Source organism: Rheinheimera soli (assembly GCF_021290985.1).
GTDB classification, from domain to species: domain Bacteria; phylum Pseudomonadota; class Gammaproteobacteria; order Enterobacterales; family Alteromonadaceae; genus Pararheinheimera; species Pararheinheimera soli.
The window spans coordinates 1-16,776 of record NZ_JAJOYU010000050.1 but is presented as its reverse complement, the minus strand read 5'-3'; the positions used below and the strand labels follow the sequence as shown (position 1 = coordinate 16,776).

The window sequence follows — 16,776 nt, the reverse complement described above, 5'->3', positions numbered from 1 at the left end:
ATAGATATTATTGATAATTTGCATTGGTGGGGAGAACGTCAACCGTACGAAGCTATGCTGGTGGATACAGTACGGGATCATAGAGTGTTGCTGGACTGGCTGGTACAGCAGCCCAAACTGGATAAAAACAACATAAAACTGGCGGGTTACAGCATGGGAGCGCAGGTTAGCTTGCTATTAGCTGGGGTCGACTCTCGTATTCAGAGTGTCGCCGCCATAGTTCCGCCTTATATGAACGACACTACAGCATTGGTAGCGCCACTTAATCTGATGGCAGGTCTGGCCGATAATCAGGTCTGGCTATTTACTGCAGATGATGACGAATACGCCAGCATCAAACAGAATCAACAACTGTTTGATGCCCTGCCCACTACTGACAAAAAACTATTCCGCTTCGACAGTGGTCATCTGTTGCCAGCAGATTATGTGACCAGGCTTGAGCCCTAGCTTTAAGCCAAAGCTCTTCCTGCCTGCATACAGATACGCTCTAATGACTAAACTGCAAAGCCGCCAAACGGGCGTAGAGTTCACTGCTTTGCAAAAGTTCTGCGTGAGTCCCCTGCGCCACAATTCGCCCGGCTTCCAGTACCACAATACGATCGGCCGCCAACACTGTTGCCAATCGATGCGCTATCACTAAGGTAGTACGGTTTTGTGCCGCGTTATCCAAAGCTTGCTGCACTTGTCGTTCGCTTTCAGCATCTAAAGCGCTGGTGGCTTCATCCAGCAATAACACCGAAGGGTTACTTAAAATGGCCCTGGCAATGGAAATACGCTGGCGCTGACCGCCGGATAAACGCACACCTCGTTCGCCTAAATAAGTGTTGTAGCCTTCAGGTAGAGCCAGAATAAAGTCGTGTGCTGCTGCCATTTGCGCTGCTTGTTTTACTTCGTCTTCTGAAGCTTCAGGGCGGGCGTAACGGATGTTATCTAGCACAGAACCTGCAAATATCACAGTGTCCTGCAGTACTATGCCAAAAGGCTGGCGGGCGTCTGTTAAGCGTACATCTTTTAAATCCATGCCGTTAAATTTCACCTGGCCGCTTTGTGGATCGTAAAAGCGCAGCAACAGCTGGAACAAGGTGGTTTTGCCTGCCCCTGAAGGGCCAACCAAAGCTATATGCTCACCGGGTTTAATCTGCAGTGAAAAGTCCTGCAAAGCCAAAGTATCAGGCCGCGACGGGTAGCAGAAATTCACGCCGCTAAACTCAATACCAGTGCCAGCCAGATTATGTTCAGGCAAAACAAAAGGCAGAGGATCTGCTCTTTCAACTACAGGGGATTCTACATTGAGTAACTGCATTAAGCGCTCAGCCGCACCAGCTGCACGTTGTAAGTCGCCCCAGACTTCAGCAATAGCGCCAATAGCACCAGCTGTCAGTACCGCATATAAAATAAACTGCGACAATTCGCCGCCTGTCATTTCATTCGCCAGTACCGCCTGAGCACCTAACCAAAGCACAAAAGAGATAGCACCAAACACCAGCACTATAGCCACTAAGGTCAGCATAGAGCGGGCCCGAATACGGGATAAAGCTGTGGTAAAGGCATTTTCTACCGATTCAGTGAAACGCAAAGTTTCGCGCTGTTCCTGCCGGTACGACTGCACTGTTGGAATAGCGTTTAATACTTCACCTGCAACAGCGCTGGCATCGGCAATACGGTCCTGGCTGTCACGCGACAACTTACGAACTTTGCGGCCAAATAAGAAAATCGGCAAAATCACCAGCACTAAGGTCAGCAAAATATAAGCGGCTAATTTAACGCTGGTGACAAACAACATCACCAGTCCGCCGAGCAACAAGAAGCTATTGCGTAACCCCATCGACAAACTGGTACCCACCACAGCCTGAATTAAGGTGGTGTCAGTGGTTAAACGCGACAATACTTCGCCGGTTTTAGTCAGTTCAAAAAACTGCGGGCTCATTTTCACCACATGAGCATACACAGCACTGCGTAAATCAGCCGTCACCCGCTCCCCCAGCCAGGACACATAATAAAACCGCAACGCAGTGGCCACTGCCAGCACCACAGAAAGGCCAAATAAGGCCAGAAAGTATTTGTCGATATGACCAGCTTGATCGGTAGAAAACCCTGCATCAATCAGATACCGAAAAGCAACCGGCAAAGTCAGAGTGGCTACAGCAGCTACCGTTAAGGCAATAAAAGTTAAAATCCAACGGCTGGCATAAGGAGTTAAAAACGGAATTAAACTAAAAAGCGGACCAATTTTTTTGGCCGGAGCCTGAACTTCAGTATCAGGCTCAACTTCAGTCGCGAGGGATGTGCTGCTCATTGGTTATAAACCAGCCATCATACGCAGCACTATGCCAACAGCTGCGCCAATCATCAGCACCAGCAAGGCGACAAAACCAATCATAAAACCAGGGCCACGGCTTTTCGCGTCTTTAATATAACTGACGGCATAATACAAACGGCCCACTAACCAGACAAAACCCACTAAGCCAGCCCAGACTGGACTGACATATTCACTGAATAACCAAAGCGCAGGCAAAAACAGCACCAGATGTTCCAGTGTATTCATTTGCACGCGGAATATACGTTCAAAATCCAGGTTCCCCGTAGTAGCCGGAGCAGCTACACCGTATTTTGTCCGCGCCATACCCACAGCCAGACAACTGTATAAAAACAAGAAAAGCGCCAGCAAAGTAACGATAGCAGGAAGATGTAAAGCCATGATAAACCTTCAGTAAGGTAAAGGCGGATTGCCTTAAAACGTTATGGGGGTGCAGTGAAACGAAATCAACATCCCCCAGCCACAGCGTACCATTTAGTTCAGTTTATTGAACCGCCACAAATCCCTGACCACTTCATAGCCAGGGAAACAGGCCGTGATCAAGAGACCATAAGTGAAGCCCTTCTCCAACTGCAGCACAGTAAACAAGCTTTTCAGCTCAACAGGACCTGCTTGCAGCAAGGGACCACTAAAAGCCAATACCACTAAAAACACCACAAAAGCTGCGTTTACTACAATGCTGCTCAGCAACAAACCACGGTTCCAAATGCGTTGCTGCAACTGCCATAAACTCAACAGCACAGAGAACACAATCACAGGGCTAAACCATTGCAGCATCAACAAAGCGTCAGTTGTAAACGTGACACTGCGATCAGTTATTTGTTCAGGATTCATCCATAGCGGATGCCAAATGACAATCAGCAGGAATAAGTAGGTGGCTAAATCAGTAAAGACATCGGTCAGGCTGATATGTTGCCAGCCCAAGTCTGCTTTAGGTAACTGCTTTGGCGACCAGTCTTTGCCCGCACAGCGGCCGACCCTCTGTCCTGAGCTATTTACAGCGGCAAAACTCAGCACTATAGCGGTAAAAGCAAAACAAGCTTCATCCAGAAAACCAAAGGTTAACTGCAATAAAAAGCGAATTAAATTGCCATCACTGCTGCCCATCCAATGCGTAGTAGCACCTATCACCTGCAATACAAAAAGTACACCCAACACCATATACAAAGTGTGTTTTAGCAAAGGCATATCTTCGGCTGCAACTAAAGCTTTTGGAGGAATAAACTGATAAGCCACAACTCTTGGCCGACCCATTTGCTTCAACACCGCGGCCACATCATCTTCTGATAACTGGCCTTGCTGCTCTTTGAGCGCATCGAGCTGATCCATAATATTGGCATTCAGCTCACGGCCTATTTCCTGCCTTTTATCTTCAGGTAACTCGCGCTGCACAGCAGCGACATAACGTTCTACCAGTTCCATTATTCTGTCTCCCCGCTTTGATCTTGTGTTAACAAAGGACCTAAAGCCGAATTGAGTTGTAGCCATTCATCGGTTAACTGCGCCAATAGCTCTTTGCCTTGCTCCGACAACAAGTAATAACGCCGTTCCCGGCCTTCGGCCTGTTGCCATTCGCTGTCCAGCAACCCTTGCTCAGCTAAACGCCGCACCAGCGGGTACAAAGTGCCTTCGTCTATGTCGATGCCTCTGTCCTGCAATTGTTTTCTAAGCGAGTAGCCATAGTGTCGCTGCTTCAACGAGGCCAGCACGGCCAGCACCAGCACACCACGGCGCAGTTCCAGTCGCATTTTGTCCAGCTGTGAAGTGGTCATAAGAAATCCTGTTTTGTCTATATCACTCATACTGTGCCACACACACTGTGCGCCACACAGTTATACTAGGCGAGACACAGTATAGGTGCAAGCTTATTTTTTAAACAAAAATTAAGTGATTGGAATACAAAGTTTTTTAGTTCTTTCACTGCAAGGCTAATGTGAAAAAACCGCACTGCAGCAGCCAGAATCGAGCAACTCTTGCTCAGTCAGGAATTCCAAGGTAGGTTAACCACACTATCTCTTTGAAGAACAACTAAAAATGTTTGAAGCTTTGACCCAAATTGGTTTACCTATAGCACTAATACTGATTATGACGGGCGTTGGCATGAGCCTGCGGCTTGCCAATTTTTCGGAAGTGGTGCGTCAGCCCAAAGCGTTTTTTGTTGGTGCCCTGGCGCAGTTATTGCTGCTGCCGCTATGTGCTTTAGGGGTGATTTATCTGTTTGATTTGCAGGGCGAACTGGCTGTGGGTTTATTTATTCTGGCTTTATGTCCGGGTGGCACTACCTCTAATTTGTACAGTTACTTGTGTAAAGCCGATCTGGGTTTGTCAGTGGCTTTAACTGCACTGGTTGGATTTGTCACGCCCTTTACCTTGCCACTACTGACCGTCTGGGCCATAGAGCACTTTTTAGGCGAAAATACCTCGCTGCAACTTCCGCTATTAAAAACCTGGCTGACATTAATGATCGTCAGTGTTTTTCCTGTGTTACTTGGCATGTGGTTTAACTTTAAATGGCCTGAACGCTCACATCGTTTTCAACCTGTGATCAGCCGCTTTTCGGTGATAGTGCTGGTGTTATTAATCATCAGCATAGCTACAGATTTAGGTGCAGATCTCTGGCTGTTTTTACAAAAAACCGGGCCTGCCACTTTAGCTTTGAATGTATTCACCATGCTGGCAGGTTATTGGTTAGGCCGGTTTTTGCTGCATCAGGAAAAACAAGCCAGAACCATCTGCCTTGAAGTCGGCCTGCAAAATGGCACGCTCGCTTTGATGATCACCACAGGTATTTTGCAAAATACTGCCATGTCGATAGCACCCAGCGTTTACAGCTTGCTGATGTTTATCACAGCCAGTTTGTTTACGGTGTGGGTGTTACGAAAAGACGACCCCCGTCTTACTTGAAGCTGCAGCTTTGTTGCCTTCGCTCCTCACCCCAGTCACATAGGTGAACTATGCTCCTGGGGTCTCGCTCACTTGTCGCCTCGCTGCAACATCAATTAATTAGGGTTCGTTATCTTTTTGTTTTCAGTAAGCACCGAAGCCAAAGCATTCTGCCAGCCGCTTAGCAATTGCTGGCGTTTATCTGCTGACATCTGCGGTAAAAATTGTTGAGCTTCAGCGCTGAATGGCACAGCATTCAGACTTTCAAACCAGCCTAACTGCACTGCTGCCAGTACCGAAGCACCATAAGCCGAAGCTTCATTTTGACTGGGTTTAAGCACAGGAATATTCAATACATCAGCCAGATGCTGACATAACCAGTTATTTGCCACCATGCCGCCATCAACCTGCAACTGTTGCACCTTGGCCCCATCGGCCAGCATGGCGGAGAGTAAATCAGCAGTCTGATACACCACAGCTTCCAAAGCAGCGCGGGCTAAATGCGCTTTGCCTGTGCCCAGTGTCATGCCTACCAAAGCAGCCCTTGCTTCAGGTTGCCAGTGTGGTGCGGCTAAACCAGTAAAAGCCGGCACTAAATACACCCCACCGTTATCCGGTAAACTTTGCGCTAAGGCTTCAGTTTCACTGGCTTGCGTAATAACACCCAGTTGATCACGCAGCCATTTGACTGCTGCACCAGCGACAAAAATGGCTCCTTCGAGTGCATAAAAAGTGTGGCCCTGCACAGTAAAAGCCACAGTGGTCAGTAACCTGTGTTTAGAAAACAACGGGTTGCAGCCAGTGTTTAATAAGGCAAAACAGCCTGTGCCATAGGTGCTTTTTAACGAACCGGTACTGATACAACCCTGACCTAAAGCGGCTGCCTGTTGATCGCCCACCAGCGCCAGCACAGGTAAGGCCAAACCAAATAAGCGGGTGTCACAGACCCCATAAGCATCAGCGCTTTGTTTTACCTGCGGCAGAATATGCTCAGGCACGCCAAACAACTGCAGCAGTTCTTGATCCCAGCTTAAGCTTTGAATATTCAGCAATAAAGTGCGGCTGGCATTGGTCGTATCTGTGGCATGCACCCGGCCTGAAGTTAAACGCCAAAGTAAAAAACTATCTATAGTGCCAAAAGCCAATTCGCCTTCAGCCAAAGCTTGCTGCACATCAGCATTGTGAGTAAGTAACCACTGAATTTTGCTGGCAGAAAAGTAAGGGTCCAGCAATAAACCAGTTTTTTGCTGCACCAGAGCTTCATGGCCCTGATCTTTAAGCTGCTGGCAATAGTCTGCTGTGCGTCTGTCTTGCCAGACAATAGCGGGAGCTAATACCTTATCTTTAGCTTTATGCCAAAGCACTGTAGTTTCGCGCTGATTGCTGATACTGACAGCCAGTACTTCTATGCCCAGCTGCACGGCTTGTGCTAAAACCTGCCGACAGACCTTAAGCACAGAGAGCCAAATCAGCTCTGCATCTTGCTCTACCCAGCCTTGCTGTGGATAGACACAATCCAGCTCCTGCTGCGCCACAGCTAATACCTTACCGTCCCGGTTAAATAACAAAGCCCGGCTGGAAGAAGTGCCCTGATCTATAGATAAAATGGCTTGCTGGCGCATGCATTCAGACTCACTATAACTCTGCATCATCAACCAGCACTGACTGTCAGTGCTGTTATTTTTTCAATCTGAGGCAGGTCCCCAAACAAAACCAGCACATCCTCAACTTGTAATACAGTATCTGACGCTGGATTGAGTTGCCGCTGCTGGGCCCTGACTAATGCCTGAAGTTGCACCTGCTGCAGTGGCAGTTCCGCTATCTGTTGCCCAATCCATGGATGCTCTGGGGTTAGCGTCAAAGGATACAACTGCGGCAACTCAGTACTTTCCGGTTGCTGTTGTTCACTATGAAACAGCTGATGCAATAACTGGTAGCGCTGTTTACGTTGCTGAGCTATCAGTAATGCAACTCTGGTGGGAGATACTTTTAGACTTAGTAAGGCCTGGGATACCATCATCATACCCGCTTCCAGCGTTTCCGGGATCACTTCATCAGCTCCGGCAGCACGCAAAGCATCCAAATGACTGTCATCTCTGGTTCGCACCAACACAGTACAATGTGGATTCAGTTGTTTGGCAAAATACAAGCTTTGTAATGCCGATGGTAAATCGTCATGGGCTATTAACAATAAACGAGCTTGCTCTATACCTAAAGCTTTGAGTACAGTCGCATCAGCGGCATCGGCATAAAAAACAGGCTCACCCGCCGTGCTGGCTTGCTTGACCAGACTGGCGTCCATATCCACCGCCTGAAAAAGGATCTTTTCAGCTTCAAGAAAGTTACCCAGGATTTGTCCAATGCGGCCATATCCGGCAATGATGACATGATTCTGCAGTTGTGGGGCCTGTTCAGCCAGCGGCACATCCTCGCCAACAGAAGTTTTTTCTTTTGGGCTGAGTTTTCGTGCTATTTGCAGATTAAATTTAATCAACACTGTTGCCAATACCATAGAAAGCAAGACTGTACCCAAGGTAATTTGCTGATACATAGCAGGCAATACATCCCCGCTCAAGGCCAGTAACGCCAGACCAAATTCGCCGCCTACCGCCAGAATCAAACCTGTACGCCAGGACAATTGCCATGCCATTCCTTTACGACGCAATAAAAACAGCACCAGCAGCGTTTTTAGCACCAGCATGAACAAAGTAGCCAGAACAATCCAGTGCCATTGCGGCAATATAGCTGCAGGGTCAACCAACATACCGACACTGATAAAAAACAGCCCCAGTAACACATCTCGGAACGGCCTTATCGTGCTTTCCACCTGATGCCGGAATTCAGTGTCCCCCAATACCATGCCAGCCAAAAACGCGCCAAAGGCCATAGACAACCCCAGTTGCTCTGTAGCAAAACCAGCCAACAGACAAACCAGCAAAACGGTCAGAGTAAAAAGCTCTGCTGATTTCTTACTGGCCACCAGATGAAAAAAGGGCCGGAACAACAGTCTTCCAACACCGATCACAAGTACCACTGCCAGCGCAGCTTTAGCAACTGCAAAGCCAAGAGAACCTGCTATTTCACTGGCAACCGCAGTCCCTAGCACCGGAATAACAACAATGAATGGTACAGCCGTAATATCCTGAAACACAGAGAGTGACAGCGATAAACGACCATGATGACTGTTTGATTCTCCCTGTTCGGTTAATTGTTTGCTAATCACAGTTGTAGAAGATTGGGCCGCTATAGCTCCCAATACAAAAGCCACCGCAGGGTTCAAACCAAAAGCCATCAGCAACAAAGTAACAACCAGAGTGGTTAAACCGACTTGCCCCATACCCAAACCAAGAATGGTATGTCGCATAGCGTAGATCTGCGGCATGGTAAAGTTCAGACCAATGGTGAAGAGTAAAAAGACAATACCAAATTCAGCAATATGCGAAATCAGATTGTCATCAACAGATGGTCCAACTGTATTGGGGCTCAGCAGAATACCCACCAATAAATAAGCAATACTGGCTGGCAAATGAAAACGCTGAAACAGCAGAATAATAGTAACAGTCAGTGATAGCAGGCTAAGTAACTGAAAAAACGGGTCAGTAAACACAACAAGACTCCTTGAACACTGGGGCTGACATTGCAAACGCCTGATAATACTGGTGAAACTCGATAATATTCAACAGCATTCTGACTAGGAGTGAACTACAAAGGCTCTTACTCACAGAGCCTATTACCATTAACCTACTCTTCCAGAGTAACAGGAGTCACAAAACCCAGAGGTTTGACTGCCAGCACTGAACAATTCAGCTGCTCCAGCAAGGCTTCAGCCGTATTTCCTATCAGGAATCCGGCAATGCCAGTTCGGGCAACAGTGCCCATGACAACTAAGCCAGGGTCCAGTTCTTCTATTCTTTTGGCAAGAATATGAGAAGCAGCTCCGCGCAGTAACTCGAAATGAGGCTTACAATAGTCGTAGGCTTGTTGCCCAATCCATTTGGCCATCAGCAGTTTTAATCTGTTGATGCCAGCCTGATGTGACGAATGAATACTTTGATTGTACTCAGCTTCGGCTCTTTCCGGGTTGTCGCTCCACATGAGTACCACTCCGGCAGACTCTACTTGCCAGGCATGCAAAACATGCAGGCCGGCCCCATTGTGGATAGCAATGGAGCTGGCCAGTTCGAGGATTTGTTTGTTCAGTGGCTGCTCAACACTTTGTGGCTGGTCCGGATTAAAATCTACTGTAGCCGCTATTTTGCTGTAGTTGGGCGCCACATCAGGCTTCAGTAACCACAAAGGACAAGGGCATTTACGCAGCAAGTGCATATCAGTGCCGCCAAACAGCCGTTTCACCCAACTGGCAGGCTCAGCCGTTTTGATCACTAAGTCGTGATGGTTACGCAAAACAGAGCGGATCACTTGAATAAATTCAGTACCTATTACTACTTTGCAGCGAATTTCAGCGCGTTGCTGATACCGGCCGGCCCTTGCCAGTAACTCGTTTAAATGATGCTGAACATAGTCTTTTTCTATGTCCTGTTGCGGCCGCTCTGGTTTAATCAGATGAAAGCTACTCAGAGCAGGTAATACCATCAGCAAGGTAATTTCCGCAGAGTTTTGTTCAGCCAGCGTCAGCGCAGCTTCAAGTTCAAAGGGGTGCTCGCACTGAGGTTTAGCTACAAGCAAAATGTTCTTGAATCTTTTCATCGCCCCGTCCTCCTGAACAAAACAGTTAAAAATGTGTTTTGGAACCACCTGATACTACACAGCTTTTCTATCAAAGGTTTTGATACATATCAACTTAAGGTAGCAGCTGAGACGAGCATAGCAACAGGGCGACAAGCAGAGATTAGCGGTTAATTCACAGATCACTCTATTCTGGCATTGCCACTAATGCAGTGCTATATTGTACGGCAAAGCCGTACAACTAATTATTTATATCTGGTGATCACAATGGATACCGTAAGCGTTAATCAGTTCAGAGACAATCTGAAAACCTATGTCGAAGATGTGGTGAACAACCATGCACCGATTAAAGTAACGCGCCGCGCTGGTGAAGCCTTTGTGGTGATCAGTGCTGACGATTGGGAGCGGGAACAAGAAACTCTTTACGTTTTACAAAACAATAGCTTAATGGCACAAATTGCAGCCTCATCAGCCACTCACAGCCAAAGAAAAGGCTATAGCCCAAGTTCTGAGGAAATAGATGAGATCACTGGTATTTGAAGGCAATACATGGGCTATTTATGAAGAGCTGCGAGATAAAGATAAAATTCTGCATAAAGCCCTGTGCAAATTACTGAAAGAAATGCTGCGAGCTGATCCTGCTTCAGGATTGGGAAAACCAGAACCACTGAAACACAATCTCACTGGATTCTGGTCAAAACGTATTTCGCAAAAAGACCGGCTGATCTACAAATTCGACGACAGTTCTATCTCCATATTCGCTATCGGCGGGCATTACGATCAGTACTAAACCACAGATATCATCAAAAAGATAAGCACCTGCCTCTTACACCAATTGGCTTCCATTGAAAACACCATATGGAAGCCAATCGGCTTAGCCTAAAGTTTTACTCTGCCGGACCCGCGGCTTCTTTACGGCTTTGACGTAACGACAACACCACAGAAGTACCAATGATCAGAGCCACAACAAGCAAAGACAAAGCTGTTGGAATTTTTACCAGATCAATCAGCACCATTTTTGCACCTACAAACACCAGCACTAAAGCTAAACCGTACTTCAGCAAACTAAAGCGGTCAGCCATATCAGCCAGCAGGAAATACATAGAGCGCAAACCTAAAATTGCAAAGATATTGGACGTTAATACGATAAATGGATCCGTTGTAATAGCGAAGATCGCAGGAATAGAGTCGACGGCAAAAATCAGATCCGAAAACTCAACCAATACCAGCACCAGAAACAGCGGCGTGGCATAACGAACCCAGCGGCCATCAACCAGACGTTTAACGAAGAACTTTTCACCTTCCAGTTGCTCGGTAATTTTGTAGCGTCGACGTAACCACAATACTATTTTGCTGTTGGCCAGATCGGGTTGTTGCTCTGCCGCCAGCCACATTTTTATACCTGTAAACAGCAAAAAAGCACCAAAAACATAAAGTAACCAATGGAACTGAGTGATTAACCAGGCACCGGCAAAAATGATGATAGTGCGCATCACAATGGCGCCTATTACACCCAATATCAACACGCGCTTTTGTAATTCAGGAGGGATAGCAAAGACGCTAAAAATCATCAACCAGACAAACACATTGTCGATAGCCAGTGACTTCTCAATCAAATAACCAGTGATATATTCCAGGGTTTTGGCCGTCGCAATTTCTTCACCCACAGTGTTATCTAAGTACAACCATAAACCTGCGGCAAATAAAAAGGAGACTGACACCCAAATGCCAGACCAGATGGCAGCTTCTTTTACTGAGACTTTATGCGCTTTGCCGCCACCGACCCAAAATAAGTCGATAGCAAGCATGATAATAACGACGCTAAAAAATGCGGACCATAGCCAGGGGTTTGCAATGGATTCCATAAGATTTCTCCAAACAGGGTTTAACCAACCAGCAAGTGCCGGTGTTTTCCAGGCCCACTGCGGCTGGAACTCCTGTTTGAAAAGGGATCTTTGCCAGAGCGGCAAAGGTCTTGCTCATCAGTAATACTGACCTGGTTACCGGAAACATAAAGTTTCGTGATGACGATAAACCAGTAGTGAGCTACTCCCCTTTGGGATGGCGCAACTTTAACAAAGCCCGATCAGAATAGCTAACTAATTAACTGATGTGGATTAGCCTCAGTGATGGTTGCTGAACCAACAAAAGGCAAACTTAGCGCTAACACAGACTAAAAAACACGGCGACCCAAAGGCCGCCGTAGTTTTATCTTCACAATTTGCTTCAACAACAGCGCTATTACATAGTTAGATCAAACCTGTCCAGCGTCATCACTTTGCTCCAGGCAGCAACAAAGTCTTTAGTGAACTTTGCTTTGCCATCGTCGGCAGCATAGATCTCGGCCACAGCACGCAACTCGGAATGGGAACCAAATACCAGATCCACTGGGGTGGCTGTCCATTTCAGTGTGCCGGTTTTGCGATCCACCCCTTCGTATAGGCCTTCAGTTTTAGCCGACTTGCGCCACTCTGTGGACATATCCAGCAAATTGACAAAGAAGTCGTTGCTTAAAGTGCCTGGTTTGCTGGTAAATACGCCGTGTTTCGCACCGCCTGTATTGGCATCCAGCGCACGTAAACCACCGATCAGCACTGTCATTTCCGGCACGCTTAAGGTCATCAAATTGGCTTTATCCACCAAAGCTTCGGCCGGAGATAAAGCTGCATCTTTGCCGTACTCTTTACCATAATAGTTGCGGAAGCCATCAGCCATCGGCTCCAACACAGCAAAAGATTCCACATCAGTTTGCGCCTGACTGGCATCAGTGCGGCCCGGTGTAAATGGCACTTCCACTGTGATGCCCCCCGCTTTAGCGGCTTGCTCTACTGCAGCACTACCTGCGAGTACAATTAAATCGGCCAACGAGACTTTTTTGCCACCCTTTTGGGCTTTATTAAAGTCCTGCTGAATACCCTGCAGTTTTTTCAGTACCTTGGCCACTTCAGCCGGATTATTGACCGCCCAGTCTTTTTGGGGTGCTAAGGCCAAACGAGCACCATTAGCTCCACCCCGTAAATCAGTACCACGGAAGCTGGCCGCTGCAGCCCAACTGGTGCGCACCAGCTCTGGCACTGTTAAACCCGATGACAATACCTTGGCTTTCAGCGCTTTGATATCCTCTGCGTTGATCAATTCATGATCCACTGCTGGCACAGCGTCCTGCCAAATCAGCGTTTCAGCTGGCACTTCAGAGCCCAAATAACGCACTTTAGGCCCCATATCGCGGTGGGTTAATTTAAACCAGGCTTTGGCAAAGGCCAGTTCAAACTCCTTAGGGTTTTCTTTAAAGCGTGTGGTGATTTTGCGGTATTCAGGATCTTCCTTCAGCGCCAGGTCTGTGGTGAACATAATAGGCGCATGACGTTTGGTTTTATCATGTGCATCCGGCACTAAATTCGCGGCCTGACCATCTTTCGGGATCCACTGGGTGGCACCAGCCGGGCTTTTGGTTTTAACCCAGTCAAAGGCATACAGGTTATCCAGATATTGAGTGGTCCAGGCTATGGGGTTGACCGTCCAGGCGCCTTCTAAACCCGAAGTGACTGTATCTTCCGAATGGCCTTTGCCACATTTGTTTTTCCAGCCAAAGCCTTGCTCCTCCAAACCCGCAGCAGCTGGCTCTTTACCGACACAGTCTTCAGGTTTATGTGCACCGTGGGCTTTACCAAAAGTATGACCGCCCGCTATTAAAGCCACTGTTTCTTCGTCGTTCATCGCCATACGGCCAAAGGTTTCGCGAATATCTTTGGCGGCAAGCAAAGGATCCGGATTGCCATTTGGTCCTTCAGGATTGACGTAAATCAGGCCCATTTGCACAGCAGCCAGAGGTTTTTGCAGTTTGCGATCACCGCTATAGCGCTTGTCATCCAGCCACTTGGTTTCAGGCCCCCAATAGACAATATCGGCTTCCCAATCGTCAGTGCGGCCACCGGCAAAACCAAAGGTTTTAAAGCCCATAGACTCCAGCGCCACATTACCTGTTAACACCATCAAATCGGCCCATGAAATTTGACGACCATATTTTTGCTTAATAGGCCAAAGCAAACGCCGCGCTTTATCTAAATTGACGTTATCAGGCCAGCTGTTTAACGGCTCAAACCGCTGCTGCCCACCACCAGCCCCACCCCGGCCATCAGACACTCTATAAGTACCGGCACTATGCCAGGCCATACGAATAAAAAAGGGCCCATAATGGCCATAATCCGGCGGCCACCAGTCTTGCGGCGTGGTCATCAGTTTGGTGATATCTGCTTTGACGGCTTTTAAATCCAGCTTTTTAAACTCTTCTGCATAGTTAAAGCCTTGATCCATAGGGCTGGATTCCACCCCATGCTGACGCAAAGGCGCCAGATTCAGTTGTTCAGGCCACCAGAACTGGTTGCCCTTATTCATACTTTCTGCATTGGCTATAGGTGTAGTTAAAGCTATCGAAACGGCGACTGCTAAAGCCGATAGTAATGTTGTTTTCCGTTGAAGCATATGCGCTCCCTCCATTGGTTAAAGTTTAACCTGCACCGCGATAAACACTAGACCAACAGAATAGAAAATTCGTTTCTAATCAATTTAAGTGATTAATTGAAATTTAAGCAACTTGTAAAGGTTTATTGGCGAGGCTTTGGAGTGAGCGATCTTTGTAGCCAAACTGCCTTGCTTGATCACTCAAATTGCACTATATTTTGTACGTTATTTAGTACTTAATAGGAATCTATTGTGGCACGTCTCCGTCTTGATCAGGACATCCAACCTCTTTCTGAATTCAGATCCAGTGTTGCTTCTTATATCCGGCAGATTAACGAAACCCGCCGTCCTTTAGTAATTACACAGCATGGCAAAGGCGTCGCTGTGCTGTTGGACGTTGCTGAATATGAAGCTATGCAGGAGAAAATTGAACTGCTGGAAGAACTGCGCATTGCTGAAGCTCAACTGGCATCAGGTGCCGGAGTTTCAAATGAAGATGCCCGCAGTTTGCTGCTAGCGCGGTTGAAAAAATGAATGTGGTTTGGTCGCCTTTAGCTTTAGAAAAGCTGGGTGACGCCGCAGATTTTATTGCGCTGGATAATCCTGTAGCGGCGGAGAAATGGGTAAACGAGGTATTGGATAAAACAGCGCTCTTGAGTTCACTTCCAGAAATGGTCCGAGCCGTACCGGAACTTCTCTACAGTAACTACCGTGAAATCATCTTCGGCCACTACAGAATCATTTACTGCGTAGACCACGAAGTAAGGATCCTTACAATGCGTAATTGCCGACAAATGCAGGGAGATTGGGATGTTTGAGTATCAGCCGCAACGAGTGACTAATGAACCTACTTCCAAAGCCCCTTATTTTCATTCCGCACCATTTTAAAAGTTCTAAAGGCAGGACGAACTTTGAATACTTCAATCTTGGATTTTAAATCACCAATCAGTTTATCAAGCTCGCTTCGTGATATCTCACAATTACAGCCGACTATTACTTTCTCCAGCTTTAAATTTCCTTCGAAAGGCATGTAATAGTTGCCATCATTGTCTCGTTCTTTAAGCTCAATGACAGTTCGAACTTCTTGTTCATACTCCCAGTTTTTATATTTTGTATACAGCGCCTTATTCAGAATTTGCTCTACATTTAGTGACTTGGCATCGAACTTTGACTCGGAATATTCAACTAGGCGGAAAATGTGGGCTAACTCTTTTGGATAGCTAAAGCCTAAACAAATCCCTCTATGGCGGTCAGCGTAATGAGCCCACTGGACAGGACAATTCCATGCCTTGGAAAAGCACATAACTCCCATATCATTAATAATTGCTCTATGGCCATTTCTAAGTTGGGTTCTGAAATCTGACTTCGACGTATCAAAACAGAAAAATTCGAAGGGGTCATTAAGAGTATCAAAAGTTGAAATTTTAAGCCTTCGATGCTTTAAATTCAGCTCCGCAAATTTCAGCGGTAAAAAATGGTATAGAAGCATGTAGGTGCCCTTATTTGAGACTTGATAACATTTTTTTCAAAGCAGAAGTACCATTCTTATACTAGTAACAATCGTCAACTGAAACAGTTATAAAAAGAGTCCATAGTTTCTTATATTTGGATCAAAAAACTGCTCACTAATGTCACTCAAAGAGTCCTCGAATTTCATAGGCTTATATGTCATTTTTTTTAAGGTATCAGTACCAAGCATGCATCTAAAACGAGCTTCGACTGTCCCACTATCGTCAGGGTTATAAACAACTATTTTCCTAATTATTGTTTCTCCGACAGACCCCAGCCCATAAAGTAGTTTGAAAAAAGCATCAGTCTCAGGCAGGGAGTAACCGATAATATAAATGTATTGAGCATTAAGTAGCTCCTGCGCAGCACTTTTCCAAACGGGAGCTATAGCAGTATGGTAATCAGATTTATTCCAGGTAGGAGGAACAATAAGAGGAGTTGGTTTTACTTCAATATTCCTCCAGCCATTCATAAACTCCTTTAAATTTGAGCCAATCGGGATGTGTATATCACCATTATCTGCAGACAGAGTTATTTCTCGCTTTGATTTGCCCACTTTGATTGTCTGAAACTTACCTCGAGCGCCATGATGCTGAATCACTTGCCCTTTTATTGTTGATACATCAAAGGCTACAACTTCTGTTTTACCGTTAACGATCCCCCAATTCAGAGAACCATGTAACTTCAAGAGTTTGATTGATTTCAGTTTTCCATTATCGGCTGGCGATTCATCTTTAAGCATATAATTCGGCGCAAGTGAGTTACAGAACATTGCAAATTCAAGAGCGAGATCATAGTTAAAGGTAATGACTGAGACATCTTTAATGTATTCAGTCAGGGGCAATTTTTTAATTAACGCGCACAGATTTGAATAGCTACCTTGGGGAGTGATCTCTCCCTTATCAGCGGAATAATTAAAT

General features: G+C 46.4%; 17 protein-coding genes. 6 read left to right on the top strand and 11 right to left on the bottom strand.

Annotation, left to right across the window (positions count from 1 at the left end; genetic code table 11):
• Positions 1–447 (top strand): alpha/beta hydrolase (locus tag LSG37_RS20380; RefSeq protein WP_233081828.1); only part of this gene is annotated, 447 nt, incomplete at its 5' end.
• A 40-nt stretch (positions 448–487) separates the two neighbouring features.
• On the opposite strand, the gene LSG37_RS20375 is transcribed toward LSG37_RS20380, so the two are convergent.
• From LSG37_RS20375 to LSG37_RS20360, 4 genes are all read right to left on the bottom strand, one after another.
• Positions 488–2,296: an ABC transporter transmembrane domain-containing protein gene (locus LSG37_RS20375; protein WP_233081826.1), complete on the bottom strand. Its 1,809-nt coding sequence runs from the start codon at positions 2,294–2,296 to the stop codon at positions 488–490.
• A 3-nt stretch (positions 2,297–2,299) separates the two neighbouring features.
• The gene (locus tag LSG37_RS20370) at positions 2,300–2,698 is read right to left on the bottom strand and encodes an MAPEG family protein (RefSeq protein WP_233081825.1); all 399 of its coding nucleotides are present in this window, start codon (positions 2,696–2,698) and stop codon (positions 2,300–2,302) included.
• Positions 2,699–2,791: 93 nt separating this feature from the next.
• Positions 2,792–3,739: an HAAS signaling domain-containing protein gene (locus tag LSG37_RS20365; RefSeq protein ID WP_233081823.1), complete on the bottom strand. Its 948-nt coding sequence runs from the start codon at positions 3,737–3,739 to the stop codon at positions 2,792–2,794.
• A complete protein-coding gene (locus tag LSG37_RS20360; RefSeq protein WP_008899139.1) occupies positions 3,739–4,089 on the bottom strand; it encodes a PadR family transcriptional regulator in 351 nt (116 codons plus the stop codon). Before LSG37_RS20360 ends, LSG37_RS20365 begins: the two co-directional genes overlap by 1 nt.
• Positions 4,090–4,351: 262 nt before the next feature.
• Between LSG37_RS20360 and LSG37_RS20355 the strand changes: the two genes are divergently transcribed.
• Entirely contained in the window at positions 4,352–5,221 is an 870-nt protein-coding gene (locus LSG37_RS20355) for a bile acid:sodium symporter family protein (RefSeq protein WP_233081821.1), read from the top strand.
• Between the two features lie 95 nt (positions 5,222–5,316).
• On the opposite strand, the gene glpK is transcribed toward LSG37_RS20355, so the two are convergent.
• The 3 genes from glpK to LSG37_RS20340 all read right to left on the bottom strand — a co-directional run bounded on the left by glpK (position 5,317) and on the right by LSG37_RS20340 (position 9,907).
• On the bottom strand, positions 5,317–6,822 hold the full coding sequence (gene glpK / locus LSG37_RS20350; protein ID WP_233081820.1) for a glycerol kinase GlpK: 1,506 nt from the start codon (positions 6,820–6,822) through the stop codon (positions 5,317–5,319).
• A 29-nt stretch (positions 6,823–6,851) separates the two neighbouring features.
• Positions 6,852–8,807, bottom strand: coding sequence for a cation:proton antiporter domain-containing protein (locus LSG37_RS20345; protein ID WP_233081819.1), 1,956 nt, complete (start codon positions 8,805–8,807; stop codon positions 6,852–6,854).
• 134 nt (positions 8,808–8,941) lie between these two features.
• On the bottom strand, positions 8,942–9,907 hold the full coding sequence (locus tag LSG37_RS20340) for a universal stress protein (RefSeq protein ID WP_233081818.1): 966 nt from the start codon (positions 9,905–9,907) through the stop codon (positions 8,942–8,944).
• 246 nt (positions 9,908–10,153) lie between these two features.
• Here LSG37_RS20340 and LSG37_RS20335 point away from each other — a divergent pair, with 246 nt between their 5' ends.
• Both LSG37_RS20335 and LSG37_RS20330 read left to right on the top strand, forming a co-directional pair.
• Complete coding sequence (locus LSG37_RS20335) at positions 10,154–10,426, top strand: type II toxin-antitoxin system Phd/YefM family antitoxin (RefSeq protein ID WP_233081817.1); 273 nt, start codon at positions 10,154–10,156, stop codon at positions 10,424–10,426.
• Positions 10,407–10,676 carry a Txe/YoeB family addiction module toxin gene (locus LSG37_RS20330; RefSeq protein ID WP_233081816.1) on the top strand — a complete coding sequence of 90 codons (270 nt, stop codon included), beginning with the start codon at positions 10,407–10,409 and terminating at the stop codon, positions 10,674–10,676. The genes LSG37_RS20335 and LSG37_RS20330 overlap by 20 nt, the downstream gene beginning before the upstream one ends.
• Before the next feature lie 97 nt (positions 10,677–10,773).
• Here the strand turns inward: LSG37_RS20330 and LSG37_RS20325 are convergent, their stop codons facing one another.
• The gene (locus LSG37_RS20325) at positions 10,774–11,751 is read right to left on the bottom strand and encodes a TerC family protein (RefSeq protein WP_233081815.1); all 978 of its coding nucleotides are present in this window, start codon (positions 11,749–11,751) and stop codon (positions 10,774–10,776) included.
• A 376-nt stretch (positions 11,752–12,127) separates the two neighbouring features.
• Positions 12,128–14,368 (bottom strand): catalase/peroxidase HPI, encoded by a 2,241-nt coding sequence (gene katG, locus LSG37_RS20320; protein ID WP_436286428.1) that lies wholly within the window; start codon positions 14,366–14,368, stop codon positions 12,128–12,130.
• 231 nt (positions 14,369–14,599) lie between these two features.
• On the opposite strand from katG, the gene LSG37_RS20315 reads away from it, so the two are divergent.
• Both LSG37_RS20315 and LSG37_RS20310 read left to right on the top strand, forming a co-directional pair.
• Positions 14,600–14,881, top strand: a complete 282-nt coding sequence (locus LSG37_RS20315; RefSeq protein WP_233081814.1) for a type II toxin-antitoxin system Phd/YefM family antitoxin — start codon at positions 14,600–14,602, stop codon at positions 14,879–14,881.
• Entirely contained in the window at positions 14,878–15,165 is a 288-nt protein-coding gene (locus tag LSG37_RS20310) for a type II toxin-antitoxin system RelE/ParE family toxin (RefSeq protein WP_233081813.1), read from the top strand. The genes LSG37_RS20315 and LSG37_RS20310 overlap by 4 nt, the downstream gene beginning before the upstream one ends.
• A 29-nt stretch (positions 15,166–15,194) precedes the next feature.
• Here LSG37_RS20310 and LSG37_RS20305 read toward each other — a convergent pair whose 3' ends face one another.
• Together LSG37_RS20305 and LSG37_RS20300 are read right to left on the bottom strand one after the other, a co-directional pair.
• A complete protein-coding gene (locus LSG37_RS20305) occupies positions 15,195–15,836 on the bottom strand; it encodes a DUF2971 domain-containing protein (RefSeq protein ID WP_233081811.1) in 642 nt (213 codons plus the stop codon).
• A gap of 87 nt (positions 15,837–15,923) precedes the next feature.
• Positions 15,924–16,776 (bottom strand): hypothetical protein (locus LSG37_RS20300; RefSeq protein WP_233081810.1); only part of this gene is annotated, 853 nt, incomplete at its 5' end.